Origin of the sequence: Janthinobacterium aquaticum, assembly GCF_009208565.1 — a bacterium.
Lineage (GTDB): Bacteria > Pseudomonadota > Gammaproteobacteria > Burkholderiales > Burkholderiaceae_D > Janthinobacterium.
On sequence record NZ_WFLK01000001.1, the window covers coordinates 491,481 to 507,896 of the forward strand.

The window sequence follows — 16,416 nt, forward strand, 5'->3', positions numbered from 1 at the left end:
CAGCTTACACAGCGCCGTATTTGTCCAGCCCCGTCAGCACGGCAGCCGGACGGATCGGCAAATGGCGTACGCGCGAGCCGACCGCCATGAAGATGGCGTTGGCAATCGCCGGCGCCACCACCGTGACGGGCGGTTCGCCCATGCCGGTAGCCGCTTCGGTGCTGCTGACAAACTCGATATCGAGTTCAGGCACATCGGCCATGCGCAGCGGCGTATAGGTATTGAGATTGGTATCCTTGACCTGGCCGTTCAGGAACGCCGTGCCCTCATGCAGCGCCATGCTGACGCCCCACAGGGCGCCGCCCTCGGCCTGCGCCAGCGCGCCATCAGGGTCGACGATGGTGCCGGCGTCGATCACCATGGTCAGTTTTTCCACCTTGACCATGCATGTGCGGCGGTCGACCCAGACACGCGCCACACAAGCGGTCCAGGTCGGCATATTGCGCTCCTGGCCAAAGCTGGCGGCAATCCCGAGACCGGTATCGGGCGGCATGGCCGCACCCCAACCGGCTTTTTCAGCCGCCCGCTGCAAGACCTGCGCCAGGCGCGCCGCACCACCCACCGCATTCGGTGCGCTGCCGGCATTGCGCCCGGTAGCCTGCAGCAGCGACAAGCGAAAAGCCAGTGGATTGACCTTGGCCGCCTGCGCTGCCTCATCGATAAAGCTTTCCACCGCCCAGTTGGTCCAGCCCGGCGCGACCGAGCGCAGCCAGCCCGGCCGGAAAGTGCTGTTGGCCAGGTCATTGGACACGGCGCGCACGCGCTGCGCACCCACCGTGTACCAGTGATCGGCGCCGGCAATGGCAAACGGGTCGTAAGGCCTGCCTTTGCTGTTTTTGGCCAGCAAGGCCGGCGCCATCACCTGGGTCGGCCAGCCGGCGCTGGCCTCGTGCGCCATCGCCGTGACCTTGCCCGAGGCGTCAAACGCCATGCGCAGATGCTGTACCGAAGGCGAACGGGGCGAATCGAAATGGCTGTCATCGGCGCGCGTGAGAATCATCTTGACGGGACGGCCGATGGCCTGCGCCGCCAGCGCCGCCGGCACGCAATAGTCGCCGTTCAGGCGCCGGCCAAAGCCGCCGCCCAGCAGATAGGTATGCAGCACCACATTGGCCTCTGGCACCTCCAGCGCCTGCGCCAGCACCGGCAGAATCAACGACTGCCACTGGGTGCCTGCATGCACATGCCAGACGCCATTGATTTCCTGCACCAGTGCATTGACCGGTTCGAGCTGGAAATGCAGTACGGTGGCAGTCGTATAGTGGCGCTCCAGCTTCAGGTCGGCGTGCGCGAACGCCGCGTCGACGCCCTCATCGTCGACCACCCGCGCGCCCAGCGTAGCGTCGGCCAGCTGCTTGCTGGCGTAATGCACGATGTCCTGCTCGGAAACATGGGCGGCCGGCCCGGCGCGCCATTTGACCTGGACCAGGTCGGCTGCACGCAAGGCGGCAGCGTAGGTTTTCGCATACACCATGACCCAGCCCGGCGTCGTGCCGCTGGGGTCCTTGAGCGCGACCGTATCGACATAGCCGGCAATACCTTTGGCGGCCGAGTCATCGATAGTCAGCACCTTGGCGCCATAGCGCGTCGGCGGGATTTTCGGGCGCGCATACAGCATGCCGTCGATATGCGCGTCGATGCCGTAGATGGCCGAACCATCGGTTTTCGACGGGATATCAAGCGCCTGCACCGTCTGACCGACCAGCTTGCGCTGCGCCGGCGTCTTGAGCGCGATCGCTTGCAGCTGCTCGGGCGTGTAGACGCGCGTGAGTTTGCCGCGACGTACGATCTCGCCATAGCTGATCGAGCGGTGCCGCCCATGCACCACGCCCAGCCTGGCGCTGCAGGCGGCTACCGGTTCGCGCAGCAGGCGCGCACCGGCCTCGACCAGCGCCAGCCGTCCGGCAGCGCCGGCGCGGCTGAGCGGATCGAAATTCTGCCAGACCGACCAGCTGCCGCCAGTCACCATCACGCCCCACTTCGGGTCGCTGTCGACATAGTTCAGGCGTACCTTGCTCCAATCCGCCTCTAGCTCGTCGGCCACGATGCGCGCCAGCGCCGTGCCGATATGCTGCCCCATTTCCGCCTTGGCAATATTGACGGTCACCGTGCCATCGTGGCCGATGTCATACCAGATGCTGGGGTCGAACGCGGGAACGGCCGCCGCTGTTCGGGCAGGCTGCGCCACCTTGCCGCGCGCCAGGGCATCGTCGGCGCGCAGGAAGGCCAGCGTGACGCCGGCACCAAAGGCGCTGATCAGGAAACCGCGCCGGCCCAGCGACACGCCCGGCGAGTCCGCATTTTTTTCATTGGGCAGCTTGGCCGGAAACTCAAGCATGGGGTGCCTCCTGCATGGTGGCAGCCGCCAGCTTGATGGCCTTGCGGATGCGCACATAGGCCATGCAGCGGCACAGGTTGCCGCTCATGACGGCGTCGATATCGGCGTCGGTCGGCTGCGGATAATCGCGCAGCAAGCTGGCCGCCTGCATGATCTGGCCCGACTGGCAGTAGCCGCATTGCGGCGCCTGGGTGGCGATCCACGCCTGCTGAAGCGGGTGCTTGCCGTCGGGCGACAGGCCTTCGATGGTGGTCACGGCAGAACCTGCCACGCTGGGTACCGGCGTAATGCAGGAACGCACGGCGTGCCCGTCCACATGCACGGTGCAGGCGCCGCACATGCCCACCCCGCAGCCGAACTTGGTGCCGGTCAGGCGCGCCTCTTCACGCAGCACCCACAGCAGCGGGGTATCGGGGTCGACGGCGGTGGCAAGTGCCTGGCCATTGACGGTAAGCTTGAACATGGCTTTCTTTCCAATGATTATTTGATGCCGGCTGCAGCAGCGGCTGAACTGGCCGAGCTGGCCGAATTGGCCGGATTGGTGACCCCGGCGGCAATTTCCGCCTCTTCGGCAGCCGAATTGGGTGTGCTGGCGTCGCTGGCGGCCCTGGCCGCCTCGCTGCTTTCTTCGCCGTTGGCAGCCTGGCTGGCCGCATGGCTGCTGGCGCGCAGGCGTGCCACGGTCGCTTCCAGATTGGTCCAGGCGGGCTGATGGCTGCGGCTGCGCCGCAGATAGGCCGCCAGTTGCGCGATATCGGTATTGGACAGCGCATGCGCAAAACCCGGCATCATCGCGCCTGGCAGGCCCTCTTTCTTGCCCACGCCGTGCAGGATCACCTGAATCAGGTTGGCTGGGTCGGGCGCACTGACGGCGCTGTTCAGGCTCAGTTCCGGGCGCAGCAAGGCAGGCACGCCGTTGCTGTTGGCGTGGCACGACGCGCAGGCGGCGACATACAGGCTGGCGCCCTGGTCGTTGTCGACCCGCGCCACGCGCTGCGAGCGGTCGATGCCGGCCTTGATCACGGCGCCGGCATCGACCTGGCGCAAGTCGGCCTGGCCCAGCTGCGCAAAATACGCTGCCAGTGCGCGGATATCGGCGTCGGGCGAGTCCGCCATGCCTTCATGCACCACCTCCGACATCGGGCCGGCGGCCACCCCATGCAAGGCTGTGGCACCCGTGCGCAGGAATGCGTACAGCTCGTCACGCGTCCAGGGCAGCGGCGCGGTATTGGCGGCTGTCAACGCCGGCGCATACCAGTTGTCGATGGCAGCCCCGGCATAGTTCGAACCGGTAATTTCGGCACCCAGCGCATTGCGCGGCGTATGACAGGCGGCGCAATGGCCAAGTCCTTCGGCCAGGTAGCGGCCGCGATGCCATTCCTGCAGCGATTGCCCGGCCAGCGCCGGCGGCGCCTGCGAGGCCGCACCGGGATGGAAAAACAGCAGCTTCCAGCCGGCCTGCAGCACGCGCTGGTTGAGCGGAAACGGCAAGGTATTGGCAGGCGGTGTCGCCTCGACCGGCGCGCGCGTCATCAGCCAGGCGTACAGCGCAGCCAGGTCGGCATCGTTGATCTGGGCAAAATGCGTATAGGGAAACGCGGGAAACAGATGCTGGCCATCGCGCCCCACCCCTTCGCGCATGGCGCGCCGGAAGGCGGCCAGCGACCAGCGGCCAATGCCGGTGCGCGTATCGGGGGTCAAATTGGTGCTGTAGATCGTGCCGAATGGCGTGGCCATGGCGCGCCCGCCCGAATAGGCGGCGCCGCCGTCGGCGGTATGGCAGGCGGCGCAATTGCCCATGCCGGCCAGGATGCGGCCCTGTTCGACGGCCTGCGTCGAGAACGACGCTGCCGGCGGCGGCGCAATCGGCGCAATGGCCGGGCGCCAGTAATATGCCACGGCAGCGACCACCGCAGCGAGCATCAGGCCAAGCACGATCAGCAGGCCGGTACAGATTTTCTTGAACAAGACAGAACTTTCAGGGGTAGAGACAACAGTGGCAATATCTTAACCGGATTTGCAACTCGTTGTATGCAGGCAAAATGGCAGGCGGGTGCCGCGCCACAGCGTTTGCAAGCCGGCAGCGGTGTGCAGCCACTGACCTTTATAATCGTCTTTTGTCTGCCTGCTTGCCGCCCTACATGCATACCGTTACCATTATTCTTGTGCTGGTCCTCACTGTCGTGCTGTGCGGCTTTATTGCCCGCATGCGCTGGGCAAAGCTGCCCTTGCCGCTGATCCAGATTGCCGGCGGCTCGCTGCTGGCCCTGTTCGGCCTGCAACTGCCGCTCGACCCCGATATCTTTTTCCTGCTGTTTATTCCGCCGCTGCTGTTCCTGGACGGCTGGCGCATCCCCAAAGGCGCATTTTTTTCCGACGCGCGCGCCATCCTGATGCTGGCCATCGGCCTGGTACTGTTTACCGTGGTCGGCATGGGCTTCTTTATCGACTGGCTGATTCCCACCGTGCCACTGGCGGTGGCCTTTGCGCTGGGCGCGATCCTGTCGCCGACCGACCCGGTGGCGGTCTCGGCCATTGCGGCCGGCAATCCGATACCGCCGCGCCTGATGCATATCCTGGAGGGCGAGTCGCTGCTCAACGACGCCTCCGGGCTGGTGTGCTTTACCTTTGCCGTCGGCGCCATGATGACCGGCGGCTTTTCAATCGGCGCCGCCTCGATGAGCTTTGTGCAGGAGGCCGGCGGCGGCATCGTGATTGGCCTGGCCATCTCCTGGGGCGTGGGCCTGGCCAACAAATGGCTGGTCAGCAAGGTTGGCGAAGAGCCGGGCCTGCAGATCCTGATCAGCATCCTGATCCCGTTTGCCGCCTACCTGGGCGCCGAGCAGATCCATGGCTCGGGCATCCTGGCGGCCGCCACTGCCGGCGTCTCGATGCATTACGCCGACCTGATCGGCCGCCCGCTGGCCGCCACGCGCACCCAGCGCAAGGCGGTCTGGGACACCATGCAGCTGGTGCTCAACGGCGTCATCTTCGTGATGCTCGGGGCGCAACTGCCCGGCACGATCACCAACCTGCCTGCCGCCACGGTCGAACTGGGCGCCGGCGGCACCTGGAAGCTGCCGCTGTATGTGATCGCCATTACAGTCGGCCTGACCTTCATGCGCTTTGTGTGGGTGTTCGTCTCGATGAAGGTCACGTTGTTCAAGCGCCACAAGCGTGACGACAAGAGCAACAAGGAAGCCAATGCGCTGGCACGACCCAGCCTGCGATTGCTGCTGGTCGCCTCGTTTGCCGGCGTGCGCGGCGCGCTGACGCTGGCCGGCATCCTGACGCTGCCGCTGTTCCTGCCCGACGGCACGCGCTTTCCCGCGCGCGACCTGGTGATCTTCCTGGCGATGGGCGTGATCCTGCTGTCGCTGATACTGGCCAGCGTCACCTTGCCGCTGCTGAGCAAGGAACTGGTGTTTGCGCCACCGGCGCGCCGCTCCAGCGAAGAGCGCAATGCGCGCTCGGCGGCGGCCGAAGCGGCCATTGCCCGATTGGAAAAAGTGTCGGCCAGCATGAGCAAGGACGGCAAGGAGCAGGTGGTGATGGAGGCCGCCAACCGCCTGCTGGAAACCTATCGCCGCCGCCTGGCGCTTGGCGAGAGCAGCAATGACGAAGCGGCCCGCATGCAGGACATGGCGCGCGCTGAACGCGCGCTGCGCCTGGAAGCGCTGTCTGCCGAACGCGACGAGCTGTACCGGCGCCGTATTTCAGGCGAGCTCGACGACTCGATTCATCTGCGCCTGCTGCGTGAAATCGATCTGATGGAGGCTACGCTGGAAGAGTAGGCAAACAGATTGGCAAGCTGCTTGTAAAACTGCCGCGTCAGCATGATCGTGTCGGCGCCCTGGACGGCGCCGGTGCTGGCTGGACAGGCTGCGGCGCGCTGTGTAGACTGGCGCGCACCACATGAGGACCTTATGACTACACCAACCAGCAAACCAAGAACCGGCCCGGAATTCTGGGAGCGCGCCGACCAGGTGATCGCTCTGGCCAATCAGCAATGCGAACACAACACCGGCAATGAAGTGGCCACTTCGCTGTTGTACGCGGCAGCGCGCTTCAACGCGTTTCTCGTGTCCAGCAGGATGAATGACGCGGCCAAAATGGCGCAGGAAAAGGACGAGGCCGTGGCCTTTTTCACCGAGCAATACAAGCGCATGCTGACCGACAATTTCAACGATTACATCAAGAATTTCGAGCAGTACCAGCAGCCTTCAGCCGCACCCAAGGGCTGATCGCGCCGCTCAGGCCGGCGCGCTGCCGGCCAGGTAGTTGTTCTTGACGCGCACATAGTGCTCGGCCGAGTAGCGCAGGTAGGCGATCTCGGCCTCGGTCAAGGCGCGCACCTTGACAGCCGGCCGCCCTACATACAGGTGGCCGCTTTCCAGCACCTTGCCGGGCGACACCAGACTGCCTGCGCCCACCATCACGTGCTTTTGCACCACCACATCATCCATCACGATGCTGCCCATGCCGATCAGGCATTCGTCGCCGATGCTGCAGCCATGCAAAATCACCGAGTGGCCGATGGTCACGTATTTGCCGATGGTCAACGGCGAACCTTCGGGCTTGGCGGCATTCCTGTGCGACACATGGCCCATGGAAAAATCCTGGATATTGCTGCCCTCGCCGATCACGATGCGGTTGACATCGCCGCGCAGCACGCTGTTGCACCAGATCGAGCAGTCGTCACCGATCTGTACATCACCGATCACCTGCGCCGTGCCGTGCAGATAGACGCGTTCACCGATGGCGGGATGGGTATCGAGGTAGGAACTGACGGGCATTGCTGGCTCACTTTCTGGTTGATTTCACAGTGCCAGCCATTGTAAGCGCGACGCAGAAGATGGGCAAAAAAAATCCGGCGTCAAAGCCGGATTTATCAGCGATCAGCGCACCCGAGACAGAGCGCTGTCGAAAAACGTCCAGGGCAAGGCGCCGCGCCGAAGTATGGTAGGTCGGATTAGCCGGAACGGCGTAATCCGACAAACACCTACAGTGCCAACATTGTTGTCGGATTACGCGCTTGCGCGCTAATCCGACCTACGCAGCGCGGCCCAATCTTAGAAGCGGTAGCCGACGCCCAGACCAATCAGGTAAGGATCAACCTTGACTTCGCTGGCCTTGACGCCCGAGATAAACACGTCGCTGCGGATCTGTACTTTCTTGACGTCGAAGTTCAGCGACCAGTTCTTGTCGAGCTTGTAGTCGACGCCCGCTTGCAGCGAGTAGCCCCAGCTGTCGTGCTCCAGGCGGCCGGCGCCACCGAGCAGTTTCACGTCCGAAATATTGGTGTAGTTGATGCCGGCGCCAACGTAGGGGCTGAACTGTTTTTCAGGCATGAAGTGGTATTGCAGCGACAGCGTCGGTGGCAGGTGCTTGAAGGTGCCGATCTTGGCGCCGTCGAGCTTGACATCGTGTTTTTGCGGATAGGTCAGGATCAGCTCGGCAGCGATATTCGGTGTAAAGAAGTACGAAATATCGACTTCAGGAATGGTCTTGTCACTGACATGAATACGGTCGGACGCGCCGACGCCAGCTACGGGTGCCGACTTGTTGGCGGTATCGATCTGCACCACGCGGGCACGCACCAGCCATGGGCTTTCCTGTGCAATGGCGTTACCGGCAAAGGCACCGATGGCCAGGATAATTGCTGCTGCGGTTGTGGACTTTTTCATTCTGTTTCCCTCTTTTTCGTCGTTAAGTTTTTCGTTAAGTTTTTTCGTCATTTAACGAAACGAAGTCTAGGATTGCAGCGCAGCAAAAACTTTGATCCACATCAAATAGTGCTGCAAGGCCACGACAGAGGGCAGATTTACCTCGCATAGATCAAAAAAAGCCTCTATTGCGATGCATCAAACTGCGTCCGGAAACAGCCCGGCCAGCCAGTCGACAAACACGCGCACGCGCGGCGCCAGCTGGCGCGCCTGCGGATAGAGCACCGATACGGGTATGGGATCGGGCCGCTGCGTGGCCAGCACCTCGACCAGGCTGCCGTCGCGCAGGCTGGCCTCGAGGTGATAGCGCGGCGCCTGGATCAGGCCGAGTCCGGCGCGGCAGCACGCATGATAGGCGTCGGCATGGCTGACCGATACCGTGCCGGGCAGTTGCAGCCGGTGCAGCTGCCCGTCCTGGCGAAATTCAAACGGCCACACCTTGCCGCTATGGCTGGAAAAGAAGTTGACGGCGCGGTGACCATCAAGCTCGGCCAGATTGCGCGGCGTGCCATGCGCCGCCAGGTAGGCCGGACTGGCGCAGGTGAGCTGCTCAAGCAGCGCCAGCCGGCGCGCCACCAGCGATGAATCGTCCAGTTCGCCGGCCCGCAGGACGCAATCGATGCCTTCGCGCACCAGGTCGACCAGGCGATCGCCCATGCCGATTTCCAGCTCAATATGCGGATAGCGGCGACAGAACTGATCCAGCACTGGCAACACGAAATGGCGTGCCAGCGTGCCTTGCAGGTCCACCCGCAGCTTGCCGGCCGGCTGCTGCTGGGCGCTGGCAAACACGGTCTCGGTCTCTTCGAGCTCGGCCAGCAAATGCACGCAGCGCTGGTAATACAGCTGGCCGTCGGGCGTGGGCCTGACCTGGCGCGTAGTCCGCTGCAGCAGGCGCACCTGCAGGCGCGCTTCGAGCTGGGCGATGGCGTGCGTGACCGTGGCTTTCGGATAGCCGAGGTCGTGCGCCGCGCGCGTGAAGCTGCCCAGTTCAACGATGCGCGCATACAGGCGCATGGCATCAAAACGGTCCATGCCGTCTCCTTTCTTTCGTCAGCAAGTTATTGCATATGCGAATAATAATGATTATCATTTGCGATATAATGCGAATCTGCATTGATGCCACTATAAAGGATGGGAGACATGGATATATTGAAAGAACTGCGTGAGTCGGGGCTGAAAGTGACTATCCCGCGCCTGCGGATTCTGCAGCTGTTTCAAGAAGGCTCGATCAAGCATCTGAGCGCCGATGATGTCTACAAGCTGCTGCTGGCCGAAAAGATTGATGTCGGCCTGGCCACCATCTATCGCGTGCTGATGCAGTTTGCCGAAGCGGGCATCCTGTTTCGCCGGCATTTTGAATCGGGCCATGCCGTGTTCGAGCTCAACGAAGGTCATCACCATGACCATCTGGTCTGCACCGGCTGCGGCAAGGTCGATGAATTTGTCGACGATGGCATTGAAACGCGCCAGCACGAGATCGCCACCGAACGCGGCTTCGTGCTGCATGAACATGCGCTGTCGCTGTACGGCACCTGCGCTGACTGCACGGCAAAAAAAGTGCCGCCGCGCCGCGCCTGAAGACGGCCGGCTTTGCAGGACGCCTGTTTTGCACTAGCATGGCCATTTCATAGCGGGAAGCAGCATGTATATCGGAGAACTGGCGCGCCTGACCGGCGCCACGCCCAAGGCCTTGCGCCACTATGAAGCACTGGGCCTGCTGGGCGAAGTACGGCGCGCTGGCGTCTACCGCAGCTACACCGAACACGATGCCAGCCAGGTCAGGCTGATTCGCCAGGCGCAGGCGCTGGGCTTTCGACTGGCCGAGCTGCACTCGCTGCTCGATGGCGACAAGTCGGACTGGGCTGCCCTGTCGCGCCTGGTCGATACCAAGCGCAGCCAGTTGCAAAGCGAAATGGCGCGCCTGCGCCAGCTCGACGCCGACCTGGCCGCCATCGGCCTGGAAATCGACGCCTGCCTGGCTGCCTGAGCCACCATTGCCCTTCCTGTCGGCGATGGACAGCACGGTCTTTTACTTGCACAATCGGGCAAGCGCTACCGCCAGTGTCGCGCACACGATAACAGCACAGGAGACCGCTTTTGAACAATATGGAAAACCGCGCAGGCGCCCGGGACAGCACCGACAACCTGGGTACGCCCTGTTCCCTGCAATTGCCAGGCATACATTTCACGCGCTGCCTGAACCAGGCGGACGAGTATGCCAGCATCGATGGCGCGGCCATCACGATCAGCAGTGCCGCCAGGCGCGACTATTTCAACGATCCGAACGGCAAACTGTCCAACAATACGGCGCCGGTGCTGCTGGCTGAACTCGACAATACCAGGCCATTCACGCTAACGGCTATGGTCAGGCCCGGCTTTCACACCAGCTATGACGCCGGCGCGCTGTACCTGTTCGCCTCGGAACGGCTATGGCAGAAGTTCGCACTCGAGCGCGACGAGCGCGGCGTCACGCGCGTGGTGAGCGTACGCACGGTCGATACGTCCGATGACAATAACCACCAGTCGATTGCCGCACCCGAGGTGTATCTGAAAATATCGTCCGATACGCGCACCGTGGGCCTGTATTTTTCGACTGACAAGGTCAGCTGGAACCTGGCGCGCCTGTACGGCAACGATTATCCGCCGCGCCTGTATGCCGGCCTGAGCTCGCAGTCGCCGCTCGGCTCCGGCAACGCCAGCACCTTTATCGATCCGGTGTTGAGCGCCGACTGCGTCAACGATTTCCGGCTCGGCGTATAAGGCTTGACCTTGCCCCCTGGGGCTAAGGCCGCTAAGTTAAGCTTTTTCGAGCATTGATAGTCGCAAGGCGAAAAAATGGCGGGCCAGAGACGCGAGGCTGAGAAAATGCCGATGGCGGCGTTGCAGCTCCTCGCCGTACATTCGTACTGTCTTCGTCGCTGCGCCTTGCCATCGACATTTTTCAGCCCCGCTTGGCCCGGAGAACCTATGCGCACAACTGTGGCTTTAATGCGTTTGCCAGTGTGCTTTTGGCGCCGGAGCGCTAACTTAGTTAGAGACATTACCCCCTGGGGCAGGCTTTAGCATGCAACCTGATCAACTTTCAGGACAGTGACGTTGCTGGTCACGATGGATACGCCGCCCTGGTATTTCCGCTGGGTTTATCGCATGCCCGGCATCCACCAGATGCGCAAAACCACGCTGGAGTTTTGCGGTATCAAGCCGGTCCGGGTGGCTACCTACGGTCCGCTGCTCGGCGCAAACGACGACCAGCGTGCACGCTGGCTGGCGCAGGCGCAGCGGCTGGCCTCGCACCTGCGTTGAGCAAAAAGGTGCTTGCCTACCAGGCATAATTGGTACGACTCTGACAAGTTTGTAATCACCTTGTCATATTGCGCGGCTACCATGTCGACATTGCCTTTTGGCCAGCCGTCCTTGCAGCTGGAGCAACAAGGCGCCGACCGTCATGTAAAGGTAGCCGCCCGTGGAGTTCAACGCCTCTCGATTGCATCTTCCCCGTTATCGCTCGTCCATCGCTGCCGACCTGTGCATTGCCACGGAGTCGGTGCAGGCGGACGACAGCAATTTCGCCGTATTGGAATTGTTTATGGAACGGCGCGACATGATGAGCTTGCCCGTCACCGAACAGCAGCGCCCGATCGGCCTGATCAGCCGCAATATCTTTATGTCACAGATGTCCAAGCCCTTCTATCACGAAGTGTATGGCAAGAAAAGCTGCATCGCCTTCATGGACAAGGAACCGCTGATCGTCGACGCCGCCATGAGCATCGAGGACCTGACCTTCCGCGCCGTCGAAGCCGGCGAAAAGGCGCTGGCCGACGGTTTCATCATTACCGACAACGGCGTGCTGGCCGGCGTCGGTTTCGGCCTGCAGCTGATGAACGTGGTGGCTACCATGCAGGCCGAAAAAAACCGCCAGATCATGCACAGCATCGACTACGCCAGCGTGATCCAGCGCGCGCTGCTGCGCAGCTCCGACGCCGAACTGCGCGCCAGCCTGCCCGACGCCCACCTCGAATGGCAGCCGCGCGACGTGGTCGGCGGCGACTTCTACTTTTTCGAGCGCCATGCCGGCGGCTGGTTTGCCGCGCTGGCCGACTGCACCGGCCATGGCGTGCCAGGCGCCTTCATGACGCTGATCGCCTCATCGGCCCTGAGCCAGGCGCTGCGCGAGCTGGGGCATGGCGATCCGGCCGCCCTGATCGGCGCCGTCAGTCGCGCCATCAAGACCTTGCTGGGCCAGGACGGCAGCGCCGACGCGGCCAGCGGCACCACTTCCAACGACGGCATGGACTGCGCCTTTCTCAGCTATGACGCCGCCAGCGCCAGCCTGCACTACGCCGGCGCCAAGCAGGCGCTGTATATCGTCGAGCCGGGCGCGGACGCGGTGCGCGCCATCGAGGGCGCGCGCATGGGCGTGGGCTATGTCGATACACCGTTTGACCATGCCTGGCGCAGCGAAGTGGTCGACGCCCAGCCGGGCAGCCTGCTGTTCCTGACCACCGACGGCCTGCTCGACCAGATTGGCGGTGCGCGCGATATCGCCTACGGCAAGCGGCGCATGCGCGAGCAACTGCTGCTGCGCCAGGGCTCGCCGGCCAGCGAGGTCGCTGCTGCGCTGCTGCACGACATGGCCGCCTGGCAGGGCCCGCAGCCGCGCCGCGACGACCTGACTTTTTTCTGCTTCCGCCTGTAGACAATTCTTTACTCAACCCGCCGGGCAACCGGCCAGCCAGGAGCACGCACGTGCTGTATCAAGAATTTAACGAGTTTTGGGATGTGGCGCGCAAGCGCAATATCATCTTTTTCTATGCCGGCTACTTCTCGCAGCACGTGGTCAGCGCCATTTCCGAAACCATCAAGGCGCGCCTGGACACGGCCGGTGCGGCCGGTCCGACGCGCCGGCGCATCTTCTCGTCGTTTATCGAGATGTCGCAAAATATCATGCACTATTCGTCCGACAGCCTGACGCCGGACGCCCAGGACGACCTGCAGATGCGGCGCGGCTCGTTTTGCATCGGCACCCGCGGCGACAGCTTTTTCCTGCTCTGTGCCAATCCGGTGTCGACCGAAAACGTGGCGCGCATCGGCAGCCGGCTCGAGCCGCTGCACACCATGACGATGGAAGAAATCCGCCTGGCCTACCGCAAGGCCCTGCGCGAAGATACGCCGGCCGACAGCAAGGGCGCCGGCCTGGGTTTTCTGACGCTCGCGCGCGACGCCAGCGAACCGCTGGAATTCGAATTTGCCCAGGACCCGCAGGAGCCCGGCAGCACCATCTTCTGCATCAAAGCCATTATCTGACAAGCGCCGAACCAGGAAAGCATATGCAATTACCGTCCCCCCTTTTTCTTGCCGCCACCCCCAGTTCGCCCGAAATCGATTTCCGGTTCGAGCAGCACACCCTGTCGATCAAGGGCGAGTCCTACCCCGAGAACGCGGCTGCCTTTTACGGCCCGCTGATCGCCGCCGTGCGCAACTATGTGGAAGCGTGCCATGACACCCAGATCACGGTGCACGTGTCGCTGGCCTACTTCAACAGCTCCAGCACCAAGATGCTGTTTACGCTGTTCGACACGCTCAACCAGGCCGCTGTCGACGGCAACCACGTGCGCCTGAACTGGTACCACGACGAAGACGACGACACCATCGCCGAATTCGGCGAGGAGCTGCAGCTCGACTTCACGGCGCTCGATTTCCACGACCACCCTGTACGCAGCGAGTAGACCATGGGCGCTCCGATGCATGACGCCGGCCTCGAGGCCGATCTGTTTACCGTGGAAGCGGCGGCGCTGTCGGCCGCGCGCAGCATGTACGCCGACGACGCGGCATCGGGTGCGCAGCAACGCCGCATGCTGGGCGAACTGATCAACCATTACGAGCGCCTGATGCGCGAGACGCGCCGCCTGATCCGCCGCAGCGACCGCGCCGAGCGCGACATGCATCTGCTCAACCGCGAACTGCAGACGCTGGCCGGCCAGCTCGAATACCGCGCCACCCACGACCCGCTGACCGGCGCGCTCAATCGCGGTGCCCTGATCGAGCGCGCACAGCGTTGCCTGACGCAGGGAGACATGGCGCTGATCGTGCTCGATATCGACCTGTTCAAGCAGGTCAACGATGATTTCGGCCACCCGGCCGGTGACAGCGTGATCCAGGCCGTGGTGGGCTGCCTGAAGCAGGTGCTGGGCAGCGACACGGCCATCGGCCGCGTCGGCGGCGAGGAGTTTTCCGTGGTGTGGCCCACTGCCTCGCGCGAAGACGCTGCAGCCATCGGGCAGCAGATCTGCAACGCCGTCGGCGCGCATCAGCATTGTTCACCGATTTCGCGCAGCGTCACCGTCAGCGTGGGCGTGAGCTGGAACCGCGCCGGCAGCGCATTTGAAGCGGCCTACAACCATGCCGACCAGGCGCTGTACCAGGCCAAGCGCGATGGCCGCAACTGTGTGCGGCTATGGCTGGAAGCTTGAATTGGCTGCCTGGTCGTGGCGCGCCATGCTGCCGTCACGGCGCATGGCTGTCACGGCACGCTGCATGGCCTGCAGCTGCGCTTCGGGCACGCCAGGATTACAGGCCAGATAGGTCTGCACGCGGTTGAAGGTCAGCACCGGCACCACCTGCTCTTCCCACGGCTTGCCGGCAAACGGCCGCGTGCCGCTGGCCACGCCGACCGCCCACAAATCGATGCGCCCCATCATCAGCTTTTGTGGATTGAGCCACTCCTGCGTGACCGGCGCTACGTCAAAACCGCGCTGACGCAGATAGTCGTCGCGCGCATCGCCGAGCAAGGTGCCGATGGTCATGCCGCGCACATCGTCGAGGCTTTGCGCCACCAGCCGGCGCGACGCCAGCCCATACAGTATCCATTGCCCTTCGTTGAGCGGACCGATCCAGCGAAACAGCTTTTCGCGCTCCGGGGTGCGGGTGGCGGCGTAAATGCAGGTATCCGGCTCGCCGAGCGCCTGTGCATAGGCGCGCTTCCAGGGCAGCAGCGTGATCTGGTAGCCCACGCCGGCGCGCGCCAGCAGCTCGCGCACCTTGCCCGTTTCGCGTCCGACCACCACCTCGCCATCCATCATGCTCGATGGCGGCAGGTTTTCACCGACGATACGCAGCGGCCCGGCCGCTGCAGTGCCGGCCAGCAGCGCCATGATTGCGAACGCACACGTCCTTGAACTGTATCCTGGCTTCATTTGCACCCTGATGCCGCTTTTTCAACGCCGGCTTATCTTGTCACTGCAATGGAAAAGGCAACCGTGGAAACGGCAGGCGGGAACGGGGAAAGATGGCGGAAAACAGCAGGAGTCGAACCTACGGGAGAACGTCTGACGCCCTCCACCGGGTTTGAAGCCCGGCCACATCACCGGATGAGTGTGCTTTCCGCGGTGCCTGCCAAGTATAACCGACGCCGCTACATATTTCCAAACCGCTGTTCGCTCACCGCTGCCGGCGCCGCCACCACCTCCAGCGGCCAGCCCTGGAACTGGGCAGCGAGCTCGCTATCGGGTTCACCACCGACGACAATCTTTGAAAACACGTCGAGCGGGCTGAAAAACGCTGTGCGCACACGCCCCAGCTTGCTTTCATCGACCACCAGGATGCTTTGCGCCGCACTGCGGATGGCTGCCTGCTTGGTGGCCACCTCATGGAAGTGCGAGCAGCTGACGCCGCGTACCGGATCGGCGCCGCCAGCCGAAATAAAGGCCTTGTTGACGCCCAGCCGGCCCAGGTACTGCACCGACTCTTCCGAGTAAAAAGTCAGTGAAGACGGCTGGTACAGCCCGCCCAGCAGGATCAGCTGGGTATTGGCGCGCTTGCCGATGATGTCAGCCACGTTCATCGAGTAGCACACCACGGTCAGCGCAATGTCGGGCGGCAGCGCAGCGGCAAAATGCAGCATGGTGGTGCCGCAGTCGATAAACAGGCTGTCGCCCTCTTCCACCATGGCGGCGGCGCGCTGGCAGGCCAGGCGCTTGCGCACGGTGTGGTGGTCGATTTCTTCGGCCAGCACATATTGCTCCGAGCTGGCCGGCAATGTTGCTTCCAGAACATATCCGCCCAGGCAGGACAGTGGTGATCCCGCCACAGCAAGGTCGCGGCGTATCGTCATTTCGGTCACGCCCAGCAATTCGGCGACGCGGCTCAGCAAGGCCGGACCGGAATTGCCGATCAGGGCCTGCATACGTTCGAGCCGCAATTGGCGCGCCTTTGCGCCGGCTGTCATTCGCACGGTATTGCGCATGGGTTTGCTTTCACTCTTGATCAAATCATGAAGCATGAATTGTAACAGCAGAAAATCTTTATGTTATTAGAAAAAAGTAGTTGCGCTCACAAATGTTATTGGCGTAA

The 16,416-nt window shown here is 63.0% G+C and carries 18 protein-coding genes and 1 tRNA gene; 10 read left to right on the top strand and 9 right to left on the bottom strand.

The features are described 5' to 3' along the window. Window positions 1-4 precede the first annotated feature (4 nt). From GCM43_RS02215 to GCM43_RS02225, 3 genes are read right to left on the bottom strand one after another with little or no spacing between them, the layout of a single operon-like run. Window positions 5-2,338 (bottom strand): xanthine dehydrogenase family protein molybdopterin-binding subunit, encoded by a 2,334-nt coding sequence (locus GCM43_RS02215; RefSeq protein ID WP_193315506.1) that lies wholly within the window; start codon window positions 2,336-2,338, stop codon window positions 5-7. Further along, entirely contained in the window at window positions 2,331-2,801 is a 471-nt protein-coding gene (locus GCM43_RS02220) for a (2Fe-2S)-binding protein (protein WP_152241852.1), read from the bottom strand. The genes GCM43_RS02215 and GCM43_RS02220 overlap by 8 nt, the downstream gene beginning before the upstream one ends. Before the next feature lie 17 nt (window positions 2,802-2,818). Then, a complete protein-coding gene (locus tag GCM43_RS02225; RefSeq protein ID WP_152241853.1) occupies window positions 2,819-4,306 on the bottom strand; it encodes a cytochrome c in 1,488 nt (495 codons plus the stop codon). Between the two features lie 173 nt (window positions 4,307-4,479). Between GCM43_RS02225 and GCM43_RS02230 the strand changes: the two genes are divergently transcribed. Together GCM43_RS02230 and GCM43_RS02235 are read left to right on the top strand one after the other, a co-directional pair. Then, complete coding sequence (locus GCM43_RS02230; RefSeq protein ID WP_152241854.1) at window positions 4,480-6,132, top strand: Na+/H+ antiporter; 1,653 nt, start codon at window positions 4,480-4,482, stop codon at window positions 6,130-6,132. A 132-nt stretch (window positions 6,133-6,264) separates the two neighbouring features. After that, on the top strand, window positions 6,265-6,582 hold the full coding sequence (locus tag GCM43_RS02235) for a DUF3144 domain-containing protein (protein ID WP_152241855.1): 318 nt from the start codon (window positions 6,265-6,267) through the stop codon (window positions 6,580-6,582). Between the two features lie 9 nt (window positions 6,583-6,591). Here GCM43_RS02235 and GCM43_RS02240 read toward each other — a convergent pair whose 3' ends face one another. The 3 genes from GCM43_RS02240 to GCM43_RS02250 form a co-directional block, all read right to left on the bottom strand. Beyond that, entirely contained in the window at window positions 6,592-7,134 is a 543-nt protein-coding gene (locus GCM43_RS02240) for a gamma carbonic anhydrase family protein (protein WP_152241856.1), read from the bottom strand. A gap of 276 nt (window positions 7,135-7,410) precedes the next feature. Further along, window positions 7,411-8,025, bottom strand: a complete 615-nt coding sequence (locus tag GCM43_RS02245) for an OmpW/AlkL family protein (RefSeq protein WP_152241857.1) — start codon at window positions 8,023-8,025, stop codon at window positions 7,411-7,413. A 177-nt stretch (window positions 8,026-8,202) separates the two neighbouring features. Beyond that, window positions 8,203-9,099, bottom strand: a complete 897-nt coding sequence (locus GCM43_RS02250) for a LysR family transcriptional regulator (RefSeq protein WP_152241858.1) — start codon at window positions 9,097-9,099, stop codon at window positions 8,203-8,205. A 108-nt stretch (window positions 9,100-9,207) separates the two neighbouring features. Here GCM43_RS02250 and fur point away from each other — a divergent pair, with 108 nt between their 5' ends. The 8 genes from fur (at window position 9,208) to GCM43_RS02290 (ending at window position 14,537) form a co-directional block, all read left to right on the top strand. After that, entirely contained in the window at window positions 9,208-9,645 is a 438-nt protein-coding gene (gene fur / locus GCM43_RS02255) for a ferric iron uptake transcriptional regulator (protein ID WP_152241859.1), read from the top strand. 64 nt (window positions 9,646-9,709) lie between these two features. Further along, the gene (locus tag GCM43_RS02260) at window positions 9,710-10,054 is read left to right on the top strand and encodes a MerR family transcriptional regulator (RefSeq protein WP_152241860.1); all 345 of its coding nucleotides are present in this window, start codon (window positions 9,710-9,712) and stop codon (window positions 10,052-10,054) included. Window positions 10,055-10,173: 119 nt separating this feature from the next. Then, a complete protein-coding gene (locus tag GCM43_RS02265) occupies window positions 10,174-10,827 on the top strand; it encodes a DUF1349 domain-containing protein (RefSeq protein WP_226929287.1) in 654 nt (217 codons plus the stop codon). A gap of 336 nt (window positions 10,828-11,163) precedes the next feature. Next, the gene (locus GCM43_RS02270; protein WP_226929277.1) at window positions 11,164-11,370 is read left to right on the top strand and encodes a hypothetical protein; all 207 of its coding nucleotides are present in this window, start codon (window positions 11,164-11,166) and stop codon (window positions 11,368-11,370) included. 160 nt (window positions 11,371-11,530) lie between these two features. Continuing rightward, the gene (locus GCM43_RS02275; RefSeq protein WP_193315507.1) at window positions 11,531-12,763 is read left to right on the top strand and encodes a SpoIIE family protein phosphatase; all 1,233 of its coding nucleotides are present in this window, start codon (window positions 11,531-11,533) and stop codon (window positions 12,761-12,763) included. Window positions 12,764-12,813: 50 nt separating this feature from the next. Next, window positions 12,814-13,371 carry a SiaB family protein kinase gene (locus GCM43_RS02280; protein WP_152241862.1) on the top strand — a complete coding sequence of 186 codons (558 nt, stop codon included), beginning with the start codon at window positions 12,814-12,816 and terminating at the stop codon, window positions 13,369-13,371. A 23-nt stretch (window positions 13,372-13,394) separates the two neighbouring features. Further along, window positions 13,395-13,793: a DUF1987 domain-containing protein gene (locus GCM43_RS02285; protein WP_152241863.1), complete on the top strand. Its 399-nt coding sequence runs from the start codon at window positions 13,395-13,397 to the stop codon at window positions 13,791-13,793. 3 nt (window positions 13,794-13,796) lie between these two features. After that, a complete protein-coding gene (locus GCM43_RS02290; protein ID WP_152241864.1) occupies window positions 13,797-14,537 on the top strand; it encodes a GGDEF domain-containing protein in 741 nt (246 codons plus the stop codon). Here GCM43_RS02290 and GCM43_RS02295 read toward each other — a convergent pair. From GCM43_RS02295 to GCM43_RS02305, 3 genes are all read right to left on the bottom strand, one after another. Continuing rightward, on the bottom strand, window positions 14,520-15,218 hold the full coding sequence (locus GCM43_RS02295) for a substrate-binding periplasmic protein (RefSeq protein ID WP_152241865.1): 699 nt from the start codon (window positions 15,216-15,218) through the stop codon (window positions 14,520-14,522). The two genes, GCM43_RS02290 and GCM43_RS02295, sit on opposite strands and share 18 nt — an antisense overlap. 135 nt (window positions 15,219-15,353) lie before the next feature. Beyond that, window positions 15,354-15,449, bottom strand: a tRNA-Sec gene (locus GCM43_RS02300). Window positions 15,450-15,478: 29 nt separating this feature from the next. Continuing rightward, window positions 15,479-16,309: a DeoR/GlpR family DNA-binding transcription regulator gene (locus GCM43_RS02305; protein WP_152241866.1), complete on the bottom strand. Its 831-nt coding sequence runs from the start codon at window positions 16,307-16,309 to the stop codon at window positions 15,479-15,481. Window positions 16,310-16,416 lie beyond the last annotated feature (107 nt).